This window comes from Microvirga massiliensis, from assembly GCF_001006805.1.
Taxonomy (GTDB): Bacteria; Pseudomonadota; Alphaproteobacteria; order Rhizobiales; family Beijerinckiaceae; genus Microvirga; species Microvirga massiliensis.
The window spans coordinates 20,402-46,693 of sequence record NZ_LN811361.1 but is presented as its reverse complement, the minus strand read 5'-3'; the positions used below and the strand labels follow the sequence as shown (position 1 = coordinate 46,693).

18 protein-coding genes are annotated in these 26,292 nt (G+C 64.4%); 3 read left to right on the top strand and 15 right to left on the bottom strand.

Annotated features, from left to right (window positions below; all coding sequences use genetic code 11):
* Positions 1-57: 57 nt before the first annotated feature.
* The 15 genes from flhA to BN1233_RS29750 all read right to left on the bottom strand — a co-directional run bounded on the left by flhA (position 58) and on the right by BN1233_RS29750 (position 22,686).
* Positions 58-2,196, bottom strand: coding sequence for a flagellar biosynthesis protein FlhA (gene flhA / locus BN1233_RS29820; protein WP_046867313.1), 2,139 nt, complete (start codon positions 2,194-2,196; stop codon positions 58-60).
* 228 nt (positions 2,197-2,424) lie between these two features.
* Positions 2,425-3,072: an ATP-binding cassette domain-containing protein gene (locus BN1233_RS29815; RefSeq protein WP_046867312.1), complete on the bottom strand. Its 648-nt coding sequence runs from the start codon at positions 3,070-3,072 to the stop codon at positions 2,425-2,427.
* Complete coding sequence (locus BN1233_RS29810) at positions 3,069-4,739, bottom strand: ABC transporter permease (RefSeq protein ID WP_046867311.1); 1,671 nt, start codon at positions 4,737-4,739, stop codon at positions 3,069-3,071. Before BN1233_RS29810 ends, BN1233_RS29815 begins: the two co-directional genes overlap by 4 nt.
* Positions 4,740-4,743: 4 nt before the next feature.
* The gene (locus tag BN1233_RS29805; RefSeq protein WP_046867310.1) at positions 4,744-5,943 is read right to left on the bottom strand and encodes an ABC transporter substrate-binding protein; all 1,200 of its coding nucleotides are present in this window, start codon (positions 5,941-5,943) and stop codon (positions 4,744-4,746) included.
* Between the two features lie 124 nt (positions 5,944-6,067).
* A complete protein-coding gene (locus tag BN1233_RS29800; RefSeq protein ID WP_147707628.1) occupies positions 6,068-7,762 on the bottom strand; it encodes a sensor histidine kinase in 1,695 nt (564 codons plus the stop codon).
* 221 nt (positions 7,763-7,983) lie between these two features.
* Positions 7,984-9,342 (bottom strand): sigma-54-dependent transcriptional regulator FlbD, encoded by a 1,359-nt coding sequence (gene flbD, locus BN1233_RS29795; RefSeq protein ID WP_046867308.1) that lies wholly within the window; start codon positions 9,340-9,342, stop codon positions 7,984-7,986.
* 135 nt (positions 9,343-9,477) lie between these two features.
* On the bottom strand, positions 9,478-9,813 hold the full coding sequence (gene fliN / locus BN1233_RS29790) for a flagellar motor switch protein FliN (RefSeq protein WP_046867307.1): 336 nt from the start codon (positions 9,811-9,813) through the stop codon (positions 9,478-9,480).
* 18 nt (positions 9,814-9,831) lie between these two features.
* A complete protein-coding gene (locus BN1233_RS29785) occupies positions 9,832-10,440 on the bottom strand; it encodes a FliH/SctL family protein (RefSeq protein ID WP_048708646.1) in 609 nt (202 codons plus the stop codon).
* Complete coding sequence (gene fliG, locus BN1233_RS29780) at positions 10,437-11,447, bottom strand: flagellar motor switch protein FliG (RefSeq protein ID WP_046867306.1); 1,011 nt, start codon at positions 11,445-11,447, stop codon at positions 10,437-10,439. The genes BN1233_RS29785 and fliG overlap by 4 nt, the downstream gene beginning before the upstream one ends.
* Positions 11,448-11,451: 4 nt before the next feature.
* Positions 11,452-13,065 carry a flagellar basal-body MS-ring/collar protein FliF gene (fliF, locus tag BN1233_RS29775; RefSeq protein WP_074078387.1) on the bottom strand — a complete coding sequence of 538 codons (1,614 nt, stop codon included), beginning with the start codon at positions 13,063-13,065 and terminating at the stop codon, positions 11,452-11,454.
* A gap of 322 nt (positions 13,066-13,387) precedes the next feature.
* Entirely contained in the window at positions 13,388-16,708 is a 3,321-nt protein-coding gene (locus tag BN1233_RS29770; protein WP_046867305.1) for an error-prone DNA polymerase, read from the bottom strand.
* Between the two features lie 121 nt (positions 16,709-16,829).
* Positions 16,830-18,314 carry a Y-family DNA polymerase gene (locus BN1233_RS29765; RefSeq protein ID WP_046867304.1) on the bottom strand — a complete coding sequence of 495 codons (1,485 nt, stop codon included), beginning with the start codon at positions 18,312-18,314 and terminating at the stop codon, positions 16,830-16,832.
* The gene (locus BN1233_RS29760) at positions 18,232-18,978 is read right to left on the bottom strand and encodes an ImuA family protein (RefSeq protein WP_046867303.1); all 747 of its coding nucleotides are present in this window, start codon (positions 18,976-18,978) and stop codon (positions 18,232-18,234) included. Before BN1233_RS29760 ends, BN1233_RS29765 begins: the two co-directional genes overlap by 83 nt.
* 166 nt (positions 18,979-19,144) lie before the next feature.
* Positions 19,145-21,352, bottom strand: coding sequence for an amylo-alpha-1,6-glucosidase (locus BN1233_RS29755; protein ID WP_046867302.1), 2,208 nt, complete (start codon positions 21,350-21,352; stop codon positions 19,145-19,147).
* A 269-nt stretch (positions 21,353-21,621) separates the two neighbouring features.
* Positions 21,622-22,686, bottom strand: coding sequence for a glycosyltransferase family 4 protein (locus BN1233_RS29750; RefSeq protein WP_046867301.1), 1,065 nt, complete (start codon positions 22,684-22,686; stop codon positions 21,622-21,624).
* Between the two features lie 1,212 nt (positions 22,687-23,898).
* On the opposite strand from BN1233_RS29750, the gene BN1233_RS29740 reads away from it, so the two are divergent.
* The 3 genes from BN1233_RS29740 (at position 23,899) to BN1233_RS29730 (ending at position 26,291) form a co-directional block, all read left to right on the top strand.
* Positions 23,899-24,879, top strand: a complete 981-nt coding sequence (locus BN1233_RS29740; protein WP_046867299.1) for a Bug family tripartite tricarboxylate transporter substrate binding protein — start codon at positions 23,899-23,901, stop codon at positions 24,877-24,879.
* A gap of 75 nt (positions 24,880-24,954) precedes the next feature.
* Positions 24,955-25,413 (top strand): MaoC family dehydratase, encoded by a 459-nt coding sequence (locus BN1233_RS29735; RefSeq protein ID WP_046867298.1) that lies wholly within the window; start codon positions 24,955-24,957, stop codon positions 25,411-25,413.
* Positions 25,410-26,291, top strand: coding sequence for an HpcH/HpaI aldolase/citrate lyase family protein (locus BN1233_RS29730; protein WP_046867297.1), 882 nt, complete (start codon positions 25,410-25,412; stop codon positions 26,289-26,291). Before BN1233_RS29735 ends, BN1233_RS29730 begins: the two co-directional genes overlap by 4 nt.
* Position 26,292: the final 1 nt, after the last annotated feature.

Here is a 26,292-nt window from a genome sequence, read left to right as displayed (position 1 = left end):
GCTTCCGGCTCGCAAGGACGGAAGCGCGGCGGCTGGGGCAGTGCATTGCCTTCGACTTCAAATGCTCCCAACCGTCCGGAGCCGCACGCGGGGATGAACCTCGGCCTGCGAGATGACCGGCGTTTCGCGGCGGAAGCGCTCGACAATCGAGCGCACGAAAGGTCGGGTCTGGACCGAGGTCACGAGCACGGGCATCTCGCCCATCCGGGCGGCTTCCTCGAAACGCTCGCGCACGAGAGCGACGAACTCATGCAGCTTCGAAGGCTGCATCGCGAGGTGCCGCTCTTCTCCCTGGCCGACGATGGAGTCGAGGAACGCGGATTCCCAATGCGGCGAGAGCGTCACGATCGGCAACTGCCCACCTAGCCCGGCATGCTGCGCACAAATCTGACGGGCGAGGCGAACCCGGACATGCTCCACGATATCGCGCGCGTTCTTGAGAGCCCCTGACGCTTCGGCGATCCCTTCGATAATCGTGCCGAGATCCCGGATGGAGACACGCTCGGCGAGCAGGAGCTGAAGGACACGCTGGATTCCCGTGGTCGAGATCTGCGCCGGAACGATCTCCTTGATGAGGTCCGCGTGCTCCTTGGGGAGTTCCTTGATGAGCTTCTGCACTTCGACATGCGAGAGGAGATCCGGCATGTTGCCCTTGATGATCTCCGTGAGATGCGTCGAGAGCACGGTCGCGGCATCGACGACGGTGTAGCCGCGCAACTGCGCCTCGTCGCGCAGGCCGGCATCGATCCAGGTCGCCGGCAGGCCGAAGGTCGGCTCGAGCACATGGTGGCCAGGCAGTTGCACCTGTCCGCCCATCGGATCCATCGCCATGAATTGCCCGGGATAGATCTGGCCGATACCGGCTTCGATCTCCTTGACCCGGATGACATAGCTGTTCGACTCGAGCTGGACATTGTCGAGGATGCGCACAGACGGCATCACGAAGCCCATTTCCACCGCGAGCTGTCGGCGGAGCGCCTTGATCTGCTCCGTGACGCGGTCGTTTCCGTCGGAACCGTTCATCAACGCCAGGATGCCGTATCCGATCTCCACCTTGAGATCGTCGATCCGCAGCACGTCGCTGATCGGCTCCTCCCGCAAACCTGCCGCTTCCGCAGAGGCCGTATCCGACGACCCTTGCGCAGAAGCGGCCGCTGCGCGCGCCTCGCGATCGAACCGGCGCGCCAGAAAGGCGGCCCCGGCGGCTAGACCCAGAAATGGCAGCATCGGAATTCCTGGCAGGAGCGCGATCAGCAGCATGACCGCAGCCGACATGCCGAGCGCCTTCGGATAATGGGAGAACTGCCGTCCGAGCGCCTTGTCGGCGGAGCCGCGGACACCGGCCTTGGAGACGAGCAGACCGGCTGCCGTCGAGACGATCAAAGCCGGGACCTGCGAGACGAGACCGTCGCCGACCGTCAGCAGCGTGTAGGTTTTCGCAGCATCGGCGAAGCCCATCGATTGCTGCGCCATCCCGATGATGATGCCGCCGATAATGTTGATGAAGGTGATCAGGAGGGCGGCGATCGCATCTCCACGCACGAATTTCGAGGCCCCGTCCATGGCGCCGAAGAAGGATGATTCGTCCTCGAGCTCCTTACGCCTCTTGCGGGCTTCCTTCTCGTCGATCAGCCCGGCGGAGAGATCGGCGTCGATCGCCATCTGCTTGCCCGGCATGGCATCCAGGGTGAACCGGGCCGCAACCTCAGCGATGCGCCCGGATCCTTTCGTGATCACGACGAAGTTCACGATGATCAGGATCGCGAAGACGATCACCCCGATCACGAAATTGCCGCCCATGACGAAATGGCCGAACGCTTCGATCACATGGCCGGCCGCTGCGGTGCCTTCGTGGCCATGTCCGAGGATCAGCCGGGTCGACGCCATGTTCAGCGCCAGCCGCAGCATCGTCGCGATCAGAAGAATGGTCGGGAAGACCGTGAATTCGAGTGGGTTTTCAATCGACAGTGCCGTCATCAGGATCAGCACCGAGACGATGATCGAAACCGCCAGGAGCAGATCGAGCAGCATCGCCGGGAGCGGGAAGACGAGCACCACCAGGATGCTCATCACGGCGATCGCAAGGAGAAGATCGGTGCGGCCCGCGAAGGAAGCGAGCGACTTCATCGGGCTCTTCGCAAGACCCGTGGATTCGCCTGCCGCCAGACCCGGCGCGGTTGCCGCCAACTCGCTCATGATACCTGGAGGCCCCCACCTGCCTGTCTTACTGGGCAACTTTTGCCCGGGTCATGGTTAGCGGGTAGTTAATGCGCAGCGCTCGTTGCTCGCTCGATCACAGATCGCGACGAGAACCCACTTCGTCATTGCGAGCCGCAGACAATGCCATCCGGCCTGTCCACCGCAGCACCGCTGGACTGCTTCACGTCGTTCGCAATGACGTCAGAGTAATGGTCTGGTCTGTCACTAAATCGTCTGCCTTAGCGTAACGATCGGCCCGCCTGCCGCAGCGGCATCCTCCGGATCATGAGTCACGAGCAGGACCGGAATCGATCGCTCCCGCGAGCGCTCGAAGACGAAGCGACGGATTTCCTGGCGAAGTGCGACGTCGAGCCTGTTGAACGGCTCGTCGAGGAGCAGGGCGCGGGGCTCGGCGAGCAATGTGCGGAGCAGCGCGACCCGTGCTCGCTGGCCGCCGGACAAAGTGGCCGGATCGCGCTTCCGAAAACCTTCGAGGCCTGCTTGCGCAAGAGCCCGCTCGATGATCTGCCGGCGCTCCTGACGCGATCCGGCACTTGCCGGCAGTCCGAAGGCGAGGTTCTGTCCGACGGAGAGATGCGGAAACAGGAGGTCGTCTTGGAAGAGAATGCCGATTCGACGTCGCTCCGCAGCAAGCCCCGTGATGTCCTGCTCACCGATCGCGACCCGCCCGAAGCCGTTGAAGGGAGCCGCGAGAAAGCCGCTCAGGTAGGAGAGCAACGTGGACTTCCCGGATCCGCTCGGCCCCATGACCGTCGTGATCTCGCCCGGGGCGACAGTGAACGAGAGCGGTGCAAAGAGCCGGCGATCTCCGAGGACGATCGTCACCTCTGTGAGCGCGAGTGGCTCGCTCATCGCAGCAGCCGCCTGTTTCTGAATGCGGTGAGCGGAACGACGATCGCAAGCCCATAGACGACCAGAGGCAGCAGCGCCTGCAGGAGCGATACGGCCGAGACGATCCGGCGGTCTACCCCGGCGGACAGCGTGACGGCTTCTGTCGTCAGGGTCGCGACACGGCCAGCCCCGGCGAAGAGTGTCGGCAGATAGAGTGCGACGCTGACCGAGAAGCCGATCGCGAAGGCGACGAGGATCGGCTTCAGGAGAATCGGAAGCACCACCCGGCGAAGTCTTGCGGCCGGCGTGGCGCCGAGACTCGCCGCGATTTGCGCGAAGCGCGGATTGAGCGCGCGATAGGGATCCGCGAGCGAGAGGAAGACATAGGGCAGCACGAAGAGAAGGTGGCTCCAGATCACGGCGGCCAGCGTGGCGTCCCATCCGAGGCGCAGGATCGCGATCTGAGCGCCGAACAGGAACGCCACCTGCGGCACGAGGAGCGGAAAATAAAGGAGCCAGAGGATGCCTGCGCGCGGCGTGATGCCCCGTCGGCGCTCGTTCTCGAGGCAGGCGATCGAGAGCGCCATCGCGATGAGCGTCGCACAGAGAGCAATGAAAGCCGTCCTGCCGGCGAGCGCCAGCATATCGGCCCTGCCGGTCCAGATCGCGAGCGTCCACGATTCGGGCAGATCCTCCGGGAAAGTCCAGGTTCGCGCCACGGACCAGACGCCGAGCACAGCGAGACTCCACAGGCTCACGATGATGGACAGAGTGCCGATCGAGGACGCCGCCAGGAGAAATGCGGCTGCGCTGCTCCGACGATGGCCGGTTTCGCAACGCCGCCGCACGAGCCTGCCGGCAGCCGCTTCACCGGCACGCCACGCGATAATCGAGAGCACCACGATGACGAGCTGCAGAACGGCAGCTGCGCAAGCCGGCAGATAACGATCGAGGCTCTGATCGAGGAACCATCGGGTCGCGAGGACTGGGAGCGGTGGCGGTTGGCTCGGCGCCAGGATCAGGCCAACCTCGACGACGGAGAGGGTGAAAGCGAGCACCGCATAGACCGGGAGGCGGATCTGCCGATAGAGGAGCGGAAGCACGAGCAGGATCCATGACGCCGCGAAGGAATATCCCAAGGACCGGCCGGTCGAAATCAGCGCAGCGACCGGCACCTGGCGGGAGGACGCCACGATCATGAGGACGAGGTAGGGAATTTCCTTCAGCGCCAGCCCGGCCAGGAATGACAGCCCGTACGGATCGCGGAGGAGCAGGAGGTCCGGAGGTCGTGTCCAGCCCGTCAGTTCGGGAGAGATGAGGCGCGCGATCCAGCCGCTCGGGGCAATCAGGAACGCGAAGCCGATGGCAATCGCGACATGTGGCGTCGCCAAGAGCGGAGAGATTGCAGCCTCGAGCCGCACCCAGACGGGTTTGCGGACCATCAGGGCGACAAGTCCGATCGCGCAGGCGAGAGAGACCATCGTCGCGCCGAGCCCGACCAGGATGGTGAGCGCGATCGAGTGCATCACACCCGGCGTTCCGAAGAGATCGCGCCAGGGTTGCAGCGAGACGTCGTGATGCCCGAGCGGCGGAAAATAGCCGAAGGCCGGGAGAACCGTGCCGGCGAGCCCCGTCAGCAGCGGCGTGAGAAAGAGGGCGAGCGTGACGCCTGGCGCAAGGCGCAGCACCGGGTCAGCGCGCGGTACGCTTCTGCCATTCCGCGACGAGCCGTGTCGCCCAGCTCGGATGCGGCTCGAGAAGCGGCTGGCCGAGCGCCCCGGGCGGCGGCATGCCGGGCTGCCGCGTCGTCTCGAACAGAGCCTGCTCGGCTGCAGGCAACCGCGCGACATCGAGCACTGTCAGCAGCCCGATCACGCGCGGATCCTGGGCACGGGCCTGAGCCTCAGGCTCGAGCAGGAAGTTCGCCACGATCATCGCGCCCTCCTTATGCGACGCATTATAGGGGATCGCGACGAAGCTGGTGTTCCCAATGCTGCCGCCCGCAAGCGTAAGAACCCGAGCTGTTTCGGGCAGGAGGCCGTTCGCGATGCCGAGGGCAGCCTCGGCGGGATTGAACGAGATCATGAGGTCGATCTCGCCGTCTGCGAGAAGCTGCCGCATCGCGGGGCCGTTTTCGGGAAAGTCGCGACCGCTTCGCCAGAGATGAGGCCGGAGTTCCTCGTACCACGCGAACAGTCGCTCCGCCGCCGGTACGAACAATTCGTCGGTTGCTTCATGCTGCAGGACGGACGGGTCGGGCACGAGTTCGTAGAGAGCCTGCTTGAGAAAAGTCGCACCGAGGAAATTCGAGGCGACCGGATGAGTCAGGCGGCCCGGATGGGCTTTCGCCCAGGCGAGCATAGCCGCGGCGGAGCGCGGGAGGCTTGCCGGGTCGGAGCGCGCACTGTCATAGACATACACGACTTGCGCCATCAGCCAGGGGGATGCCATGCCGTCGACGGGCAGCGTGAAGTCCACCACGGTCGAGGGTTTGCCGACCTTATCCACGAGAGCGAAATTCGGCAGAGCGGGTGTGATCGGGCCGAAGAGAAGGTCGTGCTGCTTCATGGAGGCGAGGTTCGGGCCATTGATCCAGATGAGATCGATGGTGCCGTTCGTGTCGCGCCCCGCCGCGCGTTCGGCGACGACACGAGTCACGGCTTCCGCGGTATCGGCCAGTTTCACATGGCGGACCGATACGCCGTAACGCTGCTCGATTTCGGCGGCCACCCAGGCGATGTAGGCGTTGTTGCGGTCATCCCCACCCCAGGCATTCCAGTAGACAATCTGCCCTCGTGCCTCTCTCAGGATCTCGTCCCACGGGCGAGGCTGCTGGGCCAGCGCCCCGCCGGACAAGGTCAGCAACGCGAGTGCGACAGCGATGAGGCGCATCGTGCGAAATCTCCGGATGCAGGATACGGTGTATCCGATACTGCGGGTATTTCTCACGACAGCATACGCATCTCCCGAGCGGGATAAGAGATGCTTCCCTGCCGGGAGAGGGCCTTCCTGAATGTCAGGCAGAGCTGTCCGGCTGCGGCGCGGCCTCGGTATCCTTTGCACGGGCATAGGTCGCGAGCCAGATCGTCACCGTGGTGCCGCGGCCGACCTCGCTGTCGATGCGCAAGGCTCCGCCGCAATGCTCGGCAAAGCCCCTCGCCATGGCGAGACCGAGTCCGGTGCCCTTTCCGGGCGGCTTGGTCGTGAAGAACGCCTCGCCGACGCGGGCGAGGATGTCAGGGTCCATGCCGGTCCCATGATCGCTGACAGCGACCCGGATGAAATGACCGGGTTCGAGTCCGGGCGCGTGACTGGGCCCTGCCACGGCGATGATCTCCTCGCGGGCGCTGATCGTGATGAGGCCGCCGTCCGGCATGGCGTCGCGGGCGTTCACGACGAGATTGACGATGACGGTCTCGAACTCGGCGCGATCTCCTTTCGCGGGAGGCAAGCGGTCGGGCATATCGAGGGCAATGCGGAGCCCCGCCCCGAGTGTATGGCCGAGGAGGCCCGTCACGGAATCAAGCGCTTCGCGGATATCGACGAGATCCGTTCGTGCATCCTCGCGCCGTGCAAAGTGCAGCATTCGTTTGGTCAGGCGGCCGCCGCGTTCGGCCGCCGCATCGATGAGCTCGACGATCCGCCGGACTTCCTGAGCGTCATCGCCCCGCTTGGAGATGGCGCGCGTGCCCGCCATCACGGCCATGACGACATTGTTGAAGTCGTGAGCCACGCCCCCGACGATCTGCCCGAGCGCATCGATCCGCTGTGCATGGCGGAGCCGGGTTTCCGCATCGGCGCGCCGTTCGGCCTCTAGCCGCGCTGCGGCCAATGCGGCGCGCTCGCGCCGGACGGATTGCTGTGCGAGATGCGTGAGGAGCATCAGAAGAAGGGCTGCCGTCAGGCAGGCGAGGCCGGACATTGCGAGCTGCCGCATCCAGGCCCGCTGCAGCACGGCAGGGTCGAGACCATAGACCACCAGGACCGGATGCGAGCCGACCTGTCGAGAGGCATAGTAGCGGCGGTCCGGAGCCAACGGGAGGACGCCGGACGTGAACGCGCGGCCGGTGCTCATGACCTCGTCGAAAATCGGACTGTAGATCTGTCGCCGGTACTCCTCGATGTCATCCGGCCGCGGCGAGCGCGCGAGAAGCTTTCCATCGGCCCGAACGAGGGCGACGATATCGTTCGGGGTTTCGACCACGGATTTATAGAAGTCCTCGAAGTAGCTCGGCCTGAACATCGAGATGATCAGGTTCCGGCCGTTCGATGCGCGTCGGCTGATCGGAAACAGCGCCGTATTCGCCACCTGCGAAATCTCGACCTCGCCGATATAGGTGCCCCGATGATCGCCGCGCAGGGCACGGACATAATCCCGGTCCGCGACGCTGCTGCCGATGCGCAGCGGAATATCGGCGCTCGTCATCACGACTCGGTTGTCGCTGCTGATGATCGCGACTCCGTTGGACGGGTGCGTCTCGGCGACGACCTGCTTCAGCAACTCCTGCAGGTCGTCCGATTCGGCAATGTCTGCATCGGTGAGGTTCCGGATGCGCAGGTTCACGGCCTCGATGATGGCCTCCTGCGTCTCGATGGAGCGCAAAGCATGCTCGTGCAGCATGTCGACGGTCCGCTCCAATCGGTTCCGCGTCTCCCGGATGATGTCGCTCCAGCTCCAGATCGCCGCGGCTGCGAAGATGAGGACAGGCACGATCACTGCCGCGGCCCAGAGGAGACGGAATCCCCCAGCGGAATCCGGCCAGGAGGCGGCCTGCGACTCCCGGGTTGGTTGGGCCGGTGCTTGGGCCAGGCGTGCGGCTGCTTGGTTCACAGTCCGCAGACCTAACGCCAGGCTTACCCTGCGGCAAGCACGTTCGTGTCGCGCCCGCTATTGCGGCGCCCGGAGCCGTTTCTCGGAGTAGGGACGGTCCTTCAGGCAGCCGAGCGACCCTGGCCGGGCCCCGGCACCACGATCCCGGACAGATTGTATTCGTTCAGCTTGTTCCGGAGCGTGCGAATCGAAATTCCGAGGATCCGGGCGGCATGGGTCCGGTTCCCGAGGCAATGATCGAGGGTGTCGAGGATCAGGTCGCGCTCCACATCGGCGACGGTCCGTCCGACGAGCCCTCGCGTCACCGCCTCGGCGGCCTGAACGGCGCGCGCGGCCGGATCGGAGGAGCTCGTTCCGAGCGCTTCTCCTTCGGGTGTCATGATGGCGTCGGGCGTAATTTCGGAGCCGCTCGCCAGCAGCACCGCACGGTGCATCGTGTTCTCGAGTTCCCGCACGTTGCCGCGCCAGGGGCTATGGAGAATAAGGTCTCGGCTCTCGGCCGAAAGAGGACGATCCGGCAGGCCGTTCGCGTCCGCGTAGCGTTTCAGGAAGTGGCGCGCGAGCTCGAGCACGTCGGCTGGCCGCTCGCGGAGCGCCGGCAGGCGCAGATGCACGACGTTGAGACGGTAGAGGAGATCCTCCCGGAACGTGCCCTTTCGGACCTCGTCGCCGAGATTCCTGTTGGAGGTGGCGATCACCCGGATATCGACTCTGACGGGCTGCGAGCCACCGACCCGGTCGATCGTCCGTTCCTGCAAGGCGCGCAGCAGCTTTGCCTGCAGGCGCACATCCATCTCGGAGATCTCGTCGAGGAGGAGCGTGCCCCCATTGGCTTCCTCGAACTTGCCGATCCGACGGGCCACCGCGCCCGTGAAGGCCCCTTTCTCGTGACCGAACAGCTCGCTCTCGAGAAGATTATCTGGGATCGCGGCGCAGTTCACCGACACGAAGGCTTTCCCCTTGCGGCCGGAGCGCCCATGGATATAGCGCGCCACGACCTCCTTGCCGGTCCCGCTTTCGCCGGTGATCAGGACCGAGGCCTCGGATCGCGCGACCTGTTCGGCGAGGCGCACGACGCGCTCCATGGCCGGATCGCGCCAGACGAAGGCCCGATTGTCCGATGTGACCGCCTCGATGATCGCAGCGATCAGATCCGGATCCGGCGGAAGGGGAATGTATTCCCGTGCGCCGGCCTGAATGGCCGCCACTGCAGCGCGCGCATCCGTCCCGGTGCCGCAGGCGACGACCGGCGTGCGCATGCGTTCGAGAGCCAGAGCGTCGACGAGCTCGGCGATCGGCTGCGCCACGTCGGCCATGATGAGATCCGCGCCCCGGCTGCGCAGGACCACGAGCCCCTGCTCGACGGTATCCGACTGCACGACCGCTGCGCCTCTCTGCATCGCGATCTTCGAGGCGGCAATCAATTCACCGTTCAGCCGGCCGATGATGAGTAGACGCATCTTCGTCTCCTTTTCCGGTTATCCGCTCGGGCCTCGGTTATGCGAAGGGCCTTCTGATCGATCCGCCGCCGCGGACAGGGATTCATTCGGGCCGGGCAGTTCCGTAGCCTGGATGAGTGCGCCCGGCCCGCCATGCTAATGGTCGCTCTTGATGATCTCCGTCATCGTGACGCCGAGTCGGTCTTCGACGAGAACGACTTCGCCACGCGCGACGAGCCGGTTGCTCACCAGGATGTCGATGGCTTCGCCTACCTTGCGATCCAGTTCGAGGAGGGAGCCCGGCTTGATCGCGAGGAGATCGCCGACGGGCATGACCGTGTTGCCGAGGACCGCCGTGACGGTCACGGGCACGTCGAAGACCTGTTCGAGGTCGGCAGCCGTCTTCGGGCTGATCGCTGCTTCCCTCAAGCCCGCAAAAGTGACGTCCTGCTCCTGGAGGTTGGGCAGTGGGAGATCGGTTTCGGTCGCCATAGAGAATATGTCCTTGGTTCAAAGGGGGCGATGCAATGCGCGCCCGAGCATCTCGGCAGCAGCGGCTTCGATGCGCGAACGATCGCGCGCCACGCCGCCATCAGCCCATTCGAGGCGCACATCTCCGGCGGGGATATCCGGATCGCCGAGCGTGACGATCTTGCCGTCGAAGCCGCGCTCGCGTGCGAGGCGGCGGAGGAGCTCGTCGACACGCTCGACGAGCGACGGCTCGACACGCGCGACGAGATGGGGAACGCCGCGCAGATGCTGCAGGCATTGGTGCGCAGCGGCCTCGATTGCCGCGAGCGGCTCGCGCGCGAGCGCATCTCCGGCGAGCTTGCGGGCGAGCGCGAGGGCAAACTCGATGGCGAGGCTCTCGGTCTCGGAGTGGCGGCTGTCGAGCGACGCCATGATCGCGCCGATACCGGTCGCGAGCGACTCGAGCGCGGCAGCGACGCGGAGCTCGGCTTCCGTTTCGACGTGCTGCCGGCCTTCGGCAAGCCCGCGCATGTAGCCGCGCGCCTCCGCCTCGGCGATGGCCTCCTCGTGGCGCGTGTCGGGTTTCGGCTCGGGAGGACGCTGGCGGAAATCGTTGCCGAACAGGAAGGGCTTCACATTGATCGTCAATAGACGAGCTCCTCCTCGGCGCGGTTCTTCGAGATGAGGATCTCGCCGCGGTCGGCGAGCTCCTTCGCGAGCTGAACCATCTTGATCTGCGCGTCGTCGGCATCCTTCAGGCGGATCGGGCCCATGGAGGCCATTTCGTCCTGGAGGTTCTTCGAAGCCCGGCTCGACATGTTGGAGAAGAAGAAGGCGCGGATCGGCTCGGGGGCGCCCTTGAGCGCACGCGCGAGCGTATCGCGATCCACCTGCCGCATCAGGGTCTGGATGCTGCCCGGATCGAGCTTCGCGAGATCCTCGAAGGTGAACATCAGCGCACGGATCTTCTTCGCATCCTCCCGGTTGATCTGATCGAGCGCGGAGAGGAACCGGCTCTCCGTGTGCCGGTCGAGCGCATTGAAGACTTCCGCCATGCTCTTGTGCGCATCCCGGCGGGACGTCTGCGCAACCGTCGTGACGAACTCGCTCCTGAGGGTTTCCTCGATATGCTCGAGGGCTTCCTTCTGGACCTTTTCGAGCCGCAGCATGCGGTTGACGACATCGACCGCGAACTCGTCGGGAAGAATCGAGAGGACGCGGGCCGCGTGATCGGGCCGGACGCGCGACAGTATCACGGCGACCGTCTGCGGATATTCGTTGCGCAGGTAATTGGCGAGAACCTCGGGATCGATATGCGCGAGCCGCTGCCACATGCTGCGGCTGGCGGAACCCCGGATCTCGTCCATGAGGCTTTCCACCTGCTTCGGCGGCAGGAGCTGCCCGAGAAGTTGCGCCGCACGATCGAAGGTGCCGACGACGGCTCCTCCCGCCGAGAGAGTGCCAACGAAATCGACGATGAGCTGCTCGACCGTTTCCGCATCGATGGTGCCGAGCTGCACCATGGCATGCGTGACCACCCGGATCTCATCCTCTTCCAGGGATTGCCAGATCGGGCGCCCGAACTCGGCGCCGAGGGCGAGCAGGATGATCGAGGCGCGTTGCGGGCCGGTGAGTTCGTAAAGAGGGATCGACATGATCTCAGGTCCGGTCGTTGATCCACTGGCGCAGCACCGCCACACTCTCGGCCGGGTTGGCCTGGACGAGCTCTCCGATCTTCTCGATTGATTGCTGCTGGATCTCGCCGTTCACGCGCGCGAGCTCGAGCATCCTCATGGCCGGATTGTCTCGGCTTGGCTCGGGTGCCGGGGCGTCGCCCGCGGCGGCAATCGCCGCGGGCGTCGTGGGCAGGAGCTTGCGCGAGACTTCCGGGCCGATGACCTGCTTCACGAGAGGGCGAACCACCATGAGCAGGACCATCAATGTCAGGAGGGCGATGACGGCAATTTCGATATAGGTGAAGATGTCTTCCTTCGTGGGGTTGAGCAGGCTCGTGACGAGGGATTCGTCTGCGAACTCGGTCTCCTGCGGAGCGTCCGCGAACTGGAGATTGACGACTTCGACCTGGTCGCCCCGATTCTGGTCGTAGCCGATCGCCGTCCGTACGAGCGTCGCGATCCGATCGAGATCCTCCTGAGAGCGGGGTTGGTAGGAGAGCTCGCCGTTCGCGCCGCGGCTATAGGCGCCATCGACGAGGACCGCGACCGAGAGGCGCTTCAGGCGGCCGCCTTCGAGGACCTCGGTGCGCATGGTGCGCGAGATCTCGTAATTGACCGTCTCCTCGGTCTTCGCGGAGGTGTCTCGCGCTGCGTTTGCGCCGCCTTGAGATGTCGCCCCGGGGAGCTCGTTGCCGACGCTGACGGTTCCGTCATTGGCGGCACTCGTCTGGCTCTCCTCGCGGGTCTGCGTCGAGCGGACGACGCGGCTCTCCGGGTCGTAGGTCTCGGATCTGCTCTCGATGCGGTTGTGATCGAACTCGGCGGCAACCTGAACCCGCGTACGGCCGGAGCCGACGATTCCGGCAACGATCTCCTCGATCTGCCGCTTGAGGCGGCGCTCGAGTCCCGCCTGTTTCTCGTCGATGGCCACCGCAGCCTGGGTGACGTCACCCTGTGCCCCATCGGCCAGAAGGCGCCCCTGCTCGTCGACGATCGAGATGCGATCCGGACGCAAGCCCTCGACGGCAGAGGCCACGAGATGGCGGACGGCGCGGATCTGGGCGCTTTCGAGCTCGCCGCGTAGGCGCAGCACGATGGAGGCGCGTGGCGGCTCCCGATCGCGCTCGAAGAGCCGGCGCTCCGGAATCGCAAGGTGTACCCGCGCATTCTGGACGCGGCCGATGGAGCGGATCGTCCGGGCGAGCTCGCCCTCCAAGGCACGCAGGTGATTGATGTTCTGGACGAAGCTCGTGGAGGAGAAGGCATCGCCCTTGTCGAAGATCTCGTAGCCGACGCCGCCTCCGGCCGGGACTCCCTTGGCGGCAAATTCCATCCGCAGGCGTGCGAGGTCGTTCTTCGGGGCGAGGATCGTCTGGCCGTCGGCGCGCGTCTCGTACGGGACCCCACGCGATTCGAGATCACGGATGATCGCGCCCGCATCCTGCAGGCTGAGCTCGGTGTAGAGCACGCCCATCGCGGGCTGCGACACCCGCAGGATCACGAAGGCGAAGAACGCCACCAGCGCGAGCACGACGCCGCCCATGGCGGCCATCCGCGCCGGACCAAGCTTCTGTGCAAATTCCAAAGCTGCGTTCACGACCCCAGCACCCGACACGCTTCGAACACCCGGCAAGATTTGCCCGGTTCATGGTTAGCGGGTGGTTAACGGCGGGGTGGTGGGCGTCGGATTGCGGGGAATATGCGTGAACTGGATTGGGAGGTGTCGGCGCGGTTACCCCTCACCTGCCTCTTCGGGGCGACCTCTCCCACCAGGGGCGAAGTGAAGGTATGTCACTGCAGGCACATCACATTTGGGTTCGTTCTGCCAAATTGGAGCGACCGCTCTCACAAGCGGTGAGGTGAGGCGAAGGGTGAGGTGGCAGCGCTGATATTCTATTGATTCTATGACACCGCCAACGTCAGTGGAAGTTGCGTGACTTCACCTTGATTCCCGCACCGAGCTGTGGGTCGGGAATCAAAATGCCCGATGCCTCGCGGCCCGGATCGCCTGCTTCCGACTCACTGGAAAGTGTGACGCGTGAGGCGGGTTCGCGCGCCGCCGGCGCGCCGCTGTACTTTGCCTGGTCGCCTCGCCCATGGGACAGCGGAAAGCGTTCGTCCCGGGTGCCCACTTCGCGCAGGAGGCCGGAGAGATCGTCGAGGTGCTCTGCAACGACGTGAATGACATCACCCTCCCTTTGGACACGGCCCCGGCAGGCGACCATGCCAGCCGACAGGATGATCTGGCGCTGACGTTCGAACAGGGATGGCCAGATGATGAGATTGGCGATGTCGGTCTCGTCCTCGATCGTTACGAACAATACGCCGCTCGCCGAACCGGGCTTCTGACGGACGAGGACGAGACCGGCGACGATGAGGCGCTGCCCGTCGCGAGCCGTCCGCAAGGTGCGGGATTCCACGATTCCTCTCGTGGCGAGATCCGCCCTGAGGAAGGAGACCGGATGCTGTCTGAGAGTGAGGCCGGTCGAACGATAATCCTCGACGACTTCGCCACCCGCCGTCATCGGCACGAGAGCAACGGGAGGCTCGATCGTCTCCGGGCGCAGAGCGCCGTCCCGCTCATCCGCCGCTGCGAAGAGGGGAAGCGGCGCATTGCTCAGGCCCCGGATGATCCAGAGGGCTTCGCGGCGGGTAAGCCCCAAAGAGCCAAAGCCGTCGGCTTCGGCGAGCCGTTCGAGCGCAGCGACGGGGACTCCCGCGCGCCGCCAGAGATCCTCGATCGAGAGGAAAGGATGTTCGCCGCGGGCGCCGACGATCTGTGCTCCATCCGCATTCGCGAGCCCCTTCGTCATGCGCAGACCGAGGCGCACGGCGGAGCGTTTCTCCCGATGGGGCTCGAGCGTACAATCCCAGCGGGAATGATTGACGTCCACGGGCCTGATCTCGACACCATGCTGTCGAGCGTCGCGCACGAGTTGAGCCGGAGCGTAGAATCCCATGGGCTGGCTGTTCAGGATCGCGCAGCAGAACACGTCGGGATGGTGGCACTTCATCCACGACGAGGCATAGGCGATCTTGGCGAAGCTCGCCGCATGACTCTCCGGGAAGCCATAGGAGCCGAACCCTTCGAGCTGCTTGAAGGTGCGCTCCGCGAAATCCCGGCTGTAATTGTTCGCGACCATGCCGGCTATGAGCTTGTCGCGGAAGCGTGAGACGCTGCCCGTGAACTTGAAGGTCGCCATCGAGCGCCGCAGCTGATCGGCTTCGGAGGGTGTGAAGCCGGCCGCCACGATCGCGACTTTCATGGCCTGTTCCTGGAACAGCGGAACGCCGAGGGTCTTCTGCAGGACGTTCTTCAATTCGGGTGTGGGATAGATAACATCCTCCTTGCCCTCACGGCGTCGAAGATAGGGATGCACCATGTCGCCCTGGATCGGCCCAGGCCGCACGATCGCCACCTGGATCACGAGATCATAGAATTCTCTCGGCTTCATGCGTGGCAGCATCGACATCTGGGCGCGGCTCTCGATCTGGAACACGCCAACCGTATCGGCCCGCTGGATCATCGTGTACGTCGCGCGATCCCCCGAGGGAATACTGGCAAGATCGTAGCTCACCTGCTTGTGCGTGCGCAGAAGATCGAAGGCGCGACGCATGCAGCCGAGCATCCCGAGGCCAAGCACATCCACCTTCATGAATTTGAGGGTTTCGATATCGTCCTTGTCCCACTCGATGACTTGCCGGTTTTCCATAGCGGCGGGCTCAATCGGCACGAGTTCGTCGAGACGATCCTGAGTGAGCACGAAGCCGCCCGGATGCTGCGAGAGATGACGCGGCGTGCCGATGAGTTCGCGGGCGAGAGCCAGCGTGAGACGCAGGCGACGATCATCGGGGTTGAGGTTGAGATCCTTCAGCTCGCGCTCGCCCACGCCCTCCGTGCTCCATCCCCAGACGAGTCCGGCGAGAGCCGCGGTGACATCCTCAGGAACGCCGAGCACCTTGCCGACCTCGCGGACGGCACCGCGCGCCCGGTAGCAAATCACAGTGGCTGTCAGCGCAGCGCGATGACGGCCATAGGTCTCGTAGATCCACTGGATCACTTCCTCGCGGCGCTCGTGCTCGAAATCGACATCGATATCGGGCGGTTCGTTGCGCTCGCTCGACACGAAGCGTTCGAAGAGGAGTCCCGATTGAACGGGATCAATGGAGGTGATGCCAAGGACATAGCAGACAGCCGAATTGGCGGCGCTGCCCCGGCCCTGGCACAGGATTTCCCGGCTGCGCGCGAACTGCACGATGGAATGCACCGTCAGAAAGTAAGGAGCATAGCCTAGCTCCTCGATCAGGGTGAGTTCGTACCGCAACTGTGCTGCGACCTTGTCGGGCAGGCCTTTCGGATAGCGCTCCCGGGCACCTGCCAGCGTCAAACGTTCGAGAGTTTCCTGGGCGCTTTCTCCGGGCGTGGAGACTTCATGGGGATATTGGTACTGCAACTCGTCGAGGGAAAAGGTGCAGCGAGAGGCGAGCTCGGCCGATCGAGCCACCGCTTCGGGATGATGCTCGAAGAGGCGCGCCATCTCCACGGGATCTTTCAGGAACCGATCTGCGTGCCGCTCCAGCCGGAATCCCGCTTCGTCGAGCGTGCAGCCGAGACGGATGCAGGTCACGACATCCTGCAGGATGCGGCGATCCGGATGATGATAGAGCACGTCGCCCATGGCGATCGTCGGTATGCACCGGCTCCGTGCGAGGTCGGTGAGTTTATGCAGGCGCACATGTTCGTTCGGTGCGAAACGGCGGATGAGCGCGAGATAGGCGCGATTACCGAACAGGTTACGAACCCGGCCGAGATCCGTTGCGAGCGTCTCGCTCGGCTCATCGCCGAGCACGACACCGATGAGTCCGTCGGACCATTCCGCGAGATCCGACCAGACGAGGTGGCATTCGCCCTTACGGATCTTTCGATCCTGCAGGCGTGCCTCGCCGGCACGCAGCTTGCCCCGGCTCAGAAGCCGGCACAGGCGCGAATAAGCGGGCCGGTCGGTCGGATAGAGGAGAAGGGAAGGACCATCCCGCAGATCGATTCTGCAGCCGGTCACGAGACGGGTTCCCGTTTCCTTCGCGGCTTCGTGAGCGCGCACGATCCCGGCGAGCGAATGCCGGTCCGTGATCCCGAGCGCAGGCAATCCGAGCCTCTTCGCTTGCTCGAAGATCTCGCGCGGACTCGATGCGCCGCGAAGGAAGGAGAAATGAGTCGTGACCTGCAGTTCCGCGTACATCGTCACGCGGCTTCATTCTGGAGCGTCGCGCTGCCACCCTCACCCGCACTGCTCTCAACCTCTCCCCAAGCGGGAGAGGTCGCGAGCGCAGCGCGCGGGTGAGGGGTGACAGCGCCGACACTCACGCGGACAGTCCATGCAGCCACCAGCGTCCGCCATCAGCAGCGGGTGCGTCGCGGAAGAGCCAGAAGCGTGCGCCGGTTTCGGTCTCGATGCGGTAGTAATCACGCATCGCGGCCATCTCCCGGTCTCTGATCCACCATTCGCCGAGCACCCGTTCCGGCCCGTCGGCCTGCCTGACGCGGTGACGGACGCGTCGCCACACGAAGGAAACCGGCGGGTGATCGGGCACGAGGGCCATCGCGGCCACGGGTTCGGGCGGATCGAGAAGCCTGCTCGGCCGGGGAAGCCGGGCAGGCCAGGTCACGCCGGTCGGCGGCGCGAGGGCAGGAATGCGTTTCACGGAGCGTTCGGGAATGCGGCTCTCAATGGAGGCCAGTCGGTAGACTCGGCTCTGCCCGAGGCGGGCGCCAAGCCGATCGACGAGGCGGCCGAGGCCCGCGCCATCCTCGACCCCGACCTGCCGTTCTTCCAGGGGCTCGGTCCGGCTCGCCACGAGAACAGCCTCGTCGATGCCGAAGCCGGGATCGACCGTCCCGAGTTGCTCATCGAAGAGGCGGGCGAGGTGCGGCGCATCCCGTGTCGCGCGCGCCGTGCCGACCCGTAGGGCCGCATCCCGGCGATCGGTGCGGCGCAGGATCAGATCGAGCCGCCGGATGCCGAGCGAACGCTTTTCGAGCTTGCGGCAGAGTTTCGTAGCGAGCCGGGCCGTCATCCGCTCGAGATCTTCGAGACGGCCGATCGGCTCTGCGAAGGCGAGCCGCTGCGATAGTGTCTCCTCCGGGATGATCGGGCTGATGGGCTCGAACACATGTCCGAAAGCCTGATCGAGCCGGAGCGCCGCCGCATGGCCGAAGCGACGCACCATCGGGGCGCGCGGCATGGCGGCGAGCTGGCCGATACGATCGATTCCCAGCCTGCGGAGAGCTTCGAGGATCTTCGGTTCGAGCCGCAATGCCTCGACGGGCAAGGCGGCAACCGCCTCGACGAGTCCCCCCGGAGAGACGACACGAATCTCTCCGTAGCGTGCCACGGCCCAGGCAGCGCCCGGCGCATCGGCAACGGTGGCCGATGCCGTGATGCCGTTGCGGGCAAGCCGTCCGATGAGATCCTCGATCAGAAGGGCCTCGCCGCCGAAGAGATGGGCTGCGCCGGCGATATCGATCCAGATTCCGTCGGGAGGATCGGGAGCAACGAGCGGCGCATAGCGCAGGCACCAGGTCGCCAGCCGGGTGAGGGCGGTTGCGTCCTCCTCGGGCGTGGCCTCGACGATGTGCAGGCTGGGCACCATTGCCTGCGCGTGGGCGACCGTGAGACCGGGCCGCAACCCCAGGCAGCGGGCCGTGGCATCCACCGATGCCAGGATCCGGCGCGAGCCCTCCTGCACGACCGTGACGAAGGGCTCATCCCGCGGCGGCCCGCCTTTTCTTCGACGCAGACGGTCGGTCGGCCACGAGGGCAGGAAGAGCGAGACGACCCGTCTCATCGCAGGCCTCCAGGATCCAGGAACGGGGCTCTGCGCCCCTGCAACGTGTGAGATCGACTTGCCAGCGGGCCCGCCCGAGGCCGGGGGCAGGCGGAGGATCGGAAGGAGAGGGGGAGATGCGCCAGCGCGTGAAGGCGGCTGTCGGCAAGGCCGTCAGCTCTTTCTCTGCGACGGTCCACCATCGTCGCAGCACGAGGGCCATGACTCCTCTGTCCTCGGCTGCGAGCTGGAGGCGCCGCGATGCGGTAAGGCCGAAGCGGGTTACCTCGCCCACGACGGCGGCAAGCCCGGATTCGCGCAGGCCCTCCTCCATGGCAGGCAGCACGTCGCGATCATGGCCGCTTTCTGCAAAGATCACCCGATCGGGATGGAGCCCTGCCGCTGCCAGACCCGGGGCAAACAGATCCCGGCGAGAGAGGCACCAGAGCACGGGGCCTTCCAAGCGGGCGACAATCCCGGCCAGGAACAAGGTGGCGGAACCCGCGAATTCCGCCGCGGGACTTGCTTCCACGACCTCGTGGAGGGCCGAGAGAGGGAGGCCGCCCGAAAGATGCCGGTCGACCGCCGGAATCCCGAAGGGCAGGGCACCCTTGCGGGGCCGCTCACGGGGATTCAAGCGCTTGCGGATTTCGGCAAGCGCGATGCGTTGCCCGGCACGGATCATGCCCAGCCCATCCGTTCCGATCGAGAGTGTTGTTCCTATTTTGTTCTCATGCCGGGGCGAGTCAATGTGTCGCGAATCAACCACAGGTTATCCCCAGGCTGTCCACAGAGCGGCGTGATCTGAAATCCTGAGATTCGACCGGACAGCGGCGGCTCGCCGGCCTCCGCTATTTCATGAGCACGACCTGTGCGTCTCCCGTCCGGGACAGGACATTCACGGTCACGTCGTCCCCACCATAACGATGCAGGCGCAGGTCGATGCAGGATGTCCCGAGCCTGACGCCTCGCAGAACCACTTCGTCGAGGAAATTCGGCAGCACCGGGTTCAGGAAGCGGACTTCGCCCGATGTGACCGCCAAGTCGAGTCCCAGGCAGGCAGCGAGAAAGCCGAACGGGGCGGCGGCTGCCCAGGCCTGAGGAGAGCAGGCCACGGGATAGGCCGTCGGCCCGCGGCGGCGGCGGCGCAGGAAACCGCAATACAGCTCCGGGAGGCGCCGGTGCTCCTGGTAGGTCGCCGCATCGAACACGCTCTCGAACACCCGCGCCGCGTCGACTTTCCGTCCGTAACGCGCCAGCCCCAACGCAATCAGCGCGTTGTCGTGAGGCCAGATCGATCCGTTGTGATAGGACATCGGGTTGTAGCGAGGCTCGCCCTTCGCCAGCGTGCGGATGCCCCAGCCGCTGAACGACTCCTGATGCATGAGAGTCTGCGCAACCCTTTGTGCGCGATCTGGCGCGGCGATGCCCGTGAAGAGCGCATGGCCGGCATTGGAGGTGCGAACCCGGCAAGCTTTCTTGTCGCCGTCGAGAGCGAGGGCATAGGTGCCGATCTCTTCACACCAGAAGGCAGCTTCGAAGCGGCGGCGGAGTGTCTCGGCCTCCCGCTCGAGGCGGGTTGCCGTGTCCGTCTCACCGAGGGCGATCGCGAGCTGGGCCGCGGCTCTCTTAGCGGCGAAGACATAACCCTGCACTTCGACGAGAGCGATCGGGCCTTCCGCCCCCGTGCCGTCGGCGTGGAAGATGGAATCGTAGCTGTCCTTCCAGCCCTGGTTGGCGAGCCCCTGCTCCGTCTCGCGGTGGTACTCGACGAAACCGTCCTTGTCGGAATCCCCATACTCGTCACACCAGCGCAGAGCTGCCTGAATGTTCGGCCAGATCGCTTCGATCGTCGCGCGATCGCCCGTCCGCTCGAAATACTGTCCGGCCAGCATCACGAAGAGCGGTGTGGCATCGACCGTGCCGTAGTATTTCCGGAACGGAACTTCTCCGGTCGCAGCCATCTCGCCGAGGCGTCGCTCGTGCAGGATCTTGCCGGGCTGGGCATCCGCCTTTGGATCCACCGTCGTGGCCTGTGTGGCCGCGAGATATTTCAGAACCCCCTTGGCAACTGACGGATCGACCCACAGGAGCAGCATCGCCGTGATGATCCCATCGCGGCCGAACACGGTGGAGTACCAAGGGATGCCGGCATAGGGGTATGGCCCGTATTCCGTATTCGTGATCAGCATGTAGAGGTCGGAGGTCGAGCGGCACACCACCTCGTTGAACAGAGTGTTCGAGCTTTGCACGGTCGCGATGTCGGCCGTGCTGGCCCGCAACGCTCGCCGGATGTCGCGATAAGCCATCAGGAAAGGCGGAGCCGACGGCATGATCGCGCCGGCTCCGCATGTCACCGTCACGATGATTGATGTCCTTTCGTCCGGCTCGAGCTCGATATCGAAAACGGCGCGGTGTTCCTCGAGGCGCTTGGGACTTGGCTCGAACCGCAGCTCCGTCCGGCGGACGACGTCGTCGAGCCCCTCGTAGCGAAAGATCACACGGTCGTTTCCGAGTACCTTGACGGTTCGCGGTCCCTGCCTGGCGCGCTCCGTCCCGCGCACTTCGAAGAGATCGCGGAAATCGGCATCGAAGCGCAGATCGATCCGGAACCGGTGCCGGCGGCTGTCATAGTTGCGTAAGCCAATCCGTTCATAGGCAGCGCCCTGCCAGAGAAACTTGGTGCGCTCGAGCGCAATCACATCCCGTGGAGTCACGCTCTCGTCATCCAACCAGATGTCTGGGTTCGTAAGGTCGACCGTGAGTGCCGCATTGTCATCTTGGATGACGGAACTCAGGAAGAGCGGGCGCTTGCGATCGAACCGCAACTCGAACCGGGAGAGGTGTCGCGTATCGCGGTAGAAAAGGCCCTCTGGGCTATCCGGGACGATGCCGAGGTCCCCATAGGCATCGAGCACGGCGAAGCTGTCTCCCGACTTCAGCGTGCGCAGAGGCCGCCCGACGAGCGAGGTCTGGGCCTCGATGTAGAACTCGGGCAACTCCTCGGAAGGGCTGCTCTCGATGGTCCCTGGGAATAACTTGACGGATGCCTCGCTCATGTCCTGCTCCCCTCGTCGGTGTCAGCCAAAGCCGGTCACGGGAGCCCGCCCGGAACCGGCCTGGTTGCCGGCATGAGCGGCGCAATGTGGTGATCTAAGGGCAGCCCTGCCCCGACCAACCTGTCTTCCGCATTCCGGCCATCGCCTGTCGGTCGGCTCGAGCGCAGGCACCCGGCACGACGGGGCCTCACCCGCTCCGGTCTTTCCGGGCGCCCATCCCTGACCCACCCCAGGTCACGGCTTCGGCCAGCGCCAGCCCGACACGCGCCTCACTCGGCTGCGACCAGCCGGAGCCTTTGCGACGAAATGTTGCGAGCCAGCAGAGCCTCATAGGCCGAGACGTAGTCGGCCGCCATTCGCGTTGCCGTAAAGCGCCGCTCGAAGGCGCGACGGACGAGTTCGCGCGGCAGTGCCGATACCCGTTTCACGGCAGCGACGGCATCCTCCATGGATTCGACGATGGCGCCGGACACGCCATCCTCGATCACTTCCGGAACCGACCCGTTGCGCCAGGCAATCACAGGTGTGCCGGCTGCCATGGCTTCGATCATGACGAGCCCGAAAGGTTCCGGCCAGTCGATCGGGAAGAGAAGGGCGCACGCGTTTCCGAGGAACGCGCATTTCTGGCTCTCATCGATCTCCCCGATGAACTCGATAAGAGGGTGATCGAGCAGCGGGCGGATTTCTTCGTTGAAATAGCCCTGATCGGCCTTGTCGACCTTGGCAGCGATCTTGAGCGGCATGCCGGCGCGCTTGGCGATTTCGATCGCCCGGTCCGGGCGCTTCTCCACCGAAATCCGGCCAAGGAAAGCGAGGTATTCGCCGCCCCCGGCCTGGAAGGAGCAACAATCCGGTCCGAGCCCATGATGCACCGTGGCAAGCCAGTTGCTCTGAGGCGGCATGGGGGCCCGCTGACTGTCGGAGATCGAGATCAGCGGCATATAGCCGAAGGCCTCGTAAGCGGGATGAAAGTCGGGCAAGTCAAGGCGGCCATGCAGGGTCGTGACGCATTTATGAGCCAAGTCCTGGAACAGCGGATATTGCAACAGGTCGATATGGAAATGGATGATATCGAACTCGCCGGCGCGGCGACGGACCCGATCGAGCATCACGAGATGGCTCGCCGTGTGATCGCGCTGGCCGGCAAGGCGCAGCCCCTGCGGCGAACAGGCCACGAGGTTGGCTGTCGTTTCCGAATCCCCGCTGGCGAAGAGCGTCACCGTATGGCCCTGCCGAACGAGTTCCTCCGTAAGCCACGAAACGACACGCTCCGTACCCCCATAAAGCTTGGGCGGGACTGCTTCAGCCAAAGGAGCAACCTGCGCGATACGCATCATCATCTCCAGAAATGAGAAGAGCAGCTCGAGAATCAGCGCAGACGTTAGGTGCGGCGCTGTCGAGCAAGACCTTTCATGAACTGCCGAAGATCGATCAGAGTTCCTGTGTGTTGCTTGGACGGAGTGCCACGGATCGGCTGGAGAGCCGGCGTGGAATCAGGGCTGTGCCCTCGGGCTGGGCGACTGCGGCCTGCGACTCGGTGAACTCGCCCGAGGCGTCCAATTCCTGCCCTGGTCCGGTTGCGACAGACGGCCAATCAGGGAGGCTGCGCTGGGGCTGCACGATCCCCAAGAGATCCCCAAGAGCTTGGCCAAGCCCGATCCGGCCAAGCTTTCGCCCGAACATTTTCGTCAATGTGTCGGGTTTCCGACAGACGTTGTAAGGGTTCAACCGATAGAGGTGCCCCATGGTCACGCGGCGCGGCAGCCCAGCACGACAATACGGTGGGAGATCTCCTCCGAGGACGCCATCCAGGCCGGATGAGACAAGAAGAAGCCTGCTGCGCTTCGGAGTGGCTCGAAGTTAAGGGAGAAAGACGCCTAGGACGAGCCGCAGCAGAGCGGTGGCATTTGCTCTGTTGTAGCGCTCAAGGTAATCCGTACTGGTCGAGATTACGAGCAAAAGGGGCGGCATTGCTGCCCCTTTTGCTGCTTCAGATTGCTGATCCCTTCATCTTCGGGAAAGTATCCATCGAGATGGAAGCGCCATCCGCCGGACGCCGCTCAATCACGCAGCTTTGATCGGTTCTTGCCGAGCTGACTCGCGCGGATCGATGGCGAGGCTCGCAAGGGCGACATCAATTCTCACCGAGTGGATTCCATGATCCAAGTATCTTTAAGGATGCTTGGATCGACCTCATCGATTCTGATCGATGAGGGGCGATGTGACATGTTGCGAGGGCTCCCAAAAGGCTGCTTGGCGGCATCAGCTCCCCGGGGCTGATCCGTTGCCCGCCAATTGCAAGTGCTGACGTAAGCCGACCGCTCCCGTGGAACCGGGCCTCGGCGCTGGCCAGTGCGCCGTTGGCAAAGCTCTCCAGGCGCGCAAATTTGGGCTAGACACGTATAGTAAGCAAACATACGATACGGATGCTAGTGCGCCTTGCTTGACGCGGGGTGCACGGCGCATGCTGCCAGACGACGCCTGAAACATTGGCGCGACTTGCGCAGCGAGCCGCCGCCTAGCGTCAACGATTTGGGAGGAAATCGATGGGCACTTACAGGATGAAGGCTGTACTCCTGGCCGCATTGTTCTGCGGCTTCGGGTGGATCGCGCAAACGAAAGCCGAGGCCGAAACCTATCCGCAGCGTCCGGTGACCCTGGTCGTGCCGTTTCCGGCCGGCAGCGCAACCGACGCGGTTGCGCGCAAGGTCGCCGAGGGTCTTCAGGCGGAACTCGGGCAGGGCTTCGTCGTCGAGAACAAGGCCGGTGCGGATGGGATCGTTGCGGCGCGTGCCGTCGCCTCTGCGCAGCCAGACGGCTACACGCTCTTCATCACCACCAACACCACCCATACGGCGAATCCGAGCATCTATCGCGAGCTCCCGTACAATCCGAAGACCGACTTCAGTCCGATCGGCGGCATCATCAAGATCTCCTACATTCTCGCGGCGCGACCGGATCTCCCGGCAGATGACTTCGCCGACTTCATCAGGCTCGCCAAGGAATCCAAGCAGCCCTTGTCGTATGGAAGCGGAAACACCGGCGGCCGGGCCTCCGGCGAAATGCTGAAGTCACGACTCGGGTTCGACATGGTGAACGTGCCCTATCGGGGTACGCCGCAGGCTCTCACGGATCTCATCGGAGGCAGGATCGATATTTTCTTTCCCGATCCCGCAAGCGCGCTCGGCATGATCGCCGAGCGGAAGTTCAAGGTCTTCGCGGTAACGGGTTCCAAGCGCGTCAAGACCTTGCCGAACGTGCCGACGGTCGCGGAACTCGGTGTCCCTGACTTCGACATCTCAGCCTGGGTCGCGGCTTTTGCGCCTGCCGGTACACCTGCGCCGATCGTCACGCGCCTGAACGAGGCGCTCAACAAGGTCCTGCACAAGCCCGAGATGATTGCGTTCATCGATCAAATCGGCTCCGATCCGTTCCCGACCAGCCCGAGCGAACTCGCGGCCTTCGTGGAGCAGGATGCAAAGCGTTGGGTCGAGATCGTCGAGGTCGCCAAGATCGAGCGCAAGTAGCGCCTGACCACGATTCGACGGACTGCTCCGGAGATGCTCCTCCGGAGCGATTCGGGTTTATTAAGGAGAGATGTTTTGCCAGGGCTGTTCTTCGACGAGCTCCATGTCGGCCAAGTCTTCCAGCATTCGATCCGCCGGACGATCACGGAAGCCGACAATGTCTGGTTCACGGCGCTTACTCACAACCCGGCGCTGTTGCATCTCGACGAGGAATATTGCCGCGAGAACACGGAATACGGGCAGCGGATCGTCAACAGCGCCTTCACGCTCGGGCTCATGGTCGGCATCTCGGTCGGCGATACCACCTTGGGAACGGCCATCGCGAATCTGGGCTGGGACGAGGTGCGCTTCCCGAAGCCGCTCTTCCACGGTGATACCATTCGCGTTGAAACCGAAGTCATCGAACTCCGGGAGAGCAGGTCGAGGCCCAATGCCGGAATCGTCACCTTCCTGCACCGTGCGTACAATCAGAAGGGCGAGCTCGTCGCCCATTGCAAGCGCTCCGGACTGCAGCTGAAAAAGACCGCGAAATGAACCTGCGCTCATTCCTCTTCGTGCCGGGCGACAGCGAGAAGAAGCTCGCAAAGGGAGCCACCGTCGGTGCCGATGCCCTGATCCTCGATCTCGAGGATGCAGTAGCGGCACCCCGCAAGCCGCTGGCGCGAGAAATGGTGCGCGAATACCTGAATGCTCATCCGAAGCAGCGTGCATCGCAATTGTGGGTTCGCATCAACCCTCTCGACGAAGGCGGCCTCGATGACCTGGCTGCCGTCGTCCGAGCCGCCCCCGACGGAATCGTCATTCCAAAGACTCATGGCCCCGCCGATGTCTTGAGATTGAGCCATTATCTCGACGTTCTGGAGAAGCGTGACGATGTCGCGTCGACGATCCGGATCCTGCCGGTGGCAACCGAAACGGCGCAGGCGCCGTTCAGGCTCGGCGACTACGCGAATTTCGACTTGCCACGTCTCGTCGGGCTGACCTGGGGCGCCGAGGATCTGAGCGCCGCCATCGGCGCCAGCACCAACCGGGGCGCCGATGGCGATTGGGCATTTACCTATAAGATGGTTCGCTCCGCCTGTCTCCTGGCTGCGAAGTCCATCGACGTCCAGGCTATCGAAACCCTCTACGCCGATTTTCGCGACAGCGACGGGCTACGCTCGTCGTGCGAGAGCGCGGCTCGGGAAGGCTTTACGGGTCGCATTGCGATCCATCCCGATCAGGTCGCCGTGATCAACGACGCCTTCATGCCATCGGCCTCTGATGTGGCCTATGCACGACGTGTGATTGCCGCCTTCGAGGTTGCATCGGGATCCGGCGCGGTCGGACTCGACGGGAAAATGCTCGACATGCCGCATTTCAAGCAGGCGCAGAAGGTGCTCGCTCTGAGTGAGGCCTATTCCCGGCGATAGC

Bases quoted from the DNA above. Each gene is read 5' to 3' on its own strand.
- BN1233_RS29750 (WP_046867301.1), bottom strand. From the start codon at position 22,686: ATGCGTATCGCGCAGGTTGCTCCTTTGGCTGAAGCAGTCCCGCCCAAG.
- fliG (WP_046867306.1), bottom strand. From the start codon at position 11,447: ATGTCGATCCCTCTTTACGAACTCACCGGCCCGCAACGCGCCTCGATC.
- BN1233_RS29765 (WP_046867304.1), bottom strand. From the start codon at position 18,314: ATGAGACGGGTCGTCTCGCTCTTCCTGCCCTCGTGGCCGACCGACCGT.
- BN1233_RS29730 (WP_046867297.1), top strand. From the start codon at position 25,410: ATGAACCTGCGCTCATTCCTCTTCGTGCCGGGCGACAGCGAGAAGAAG.
- BN1233_RS29740 (WP_046867299.1), top strand. From the start codon at position 23,899: ATGGGCACTTACAGGATGAAGGCTGTACTCCTGGCCGCATTGTTCTGC.
- BN1233_RS29770 (WP_046867305.1), bottom strand. From the start codon at position 16,708: ATGTACGCGGAACTGCAGGTCACGACTCATTTCTCCTTCCTTCGCGGC.
- fliN (WP_046867307.1), bottom strand. From the start codon at position 9,813: ATGGCGACCGAAACCGATCTCCCACTGCCCAACCTCCAGGAGCAGGAC.
- flbD (WP_046867308.1), bottom strand. From the start codon at position 9,342: ATGCGTCTACTCATCATCGGCCGGCTGAACGGTGAATTGATTGCCGCC.
- BN1233_RS29805 (WP_046867310.1), bottom strand. From the start codon at position 5,943: ATGCGCCTCATCGCTGTCGCACTCGCGTTGCTGACCTTGTCCGGCGGG.
- BN1233_RS29815 (WP_046867312.1), bottom strand. From the start codon at position 3,072: ATGAGCGAGCCACTCGCGCTCACAGAGGTGACGATCGTCCTCGGAGAT.
- BN1233_RS29760 (WP_046867303.1), bottom strand. From the start codon at position 18,978: ATGATCCGTGCCGGGCAACGCATCGCGCTTGCCGAAATCCGCAAGCGC.
- flhA (WP_046867313.1), bottom strand. From the start codon at position 2,196: ATGAGCGAGTTGGCGGCAACCGCGCCGGGTCTGGCGGCAGGCGAATCC.
- BN1233_RS29755 (WP_046867302.1), bottom strand. From the start codon at position 21,352: ATGAGCGAGGCATCCGTCAAGTTATTCCCAGGGACCATCGAGAGCAGC.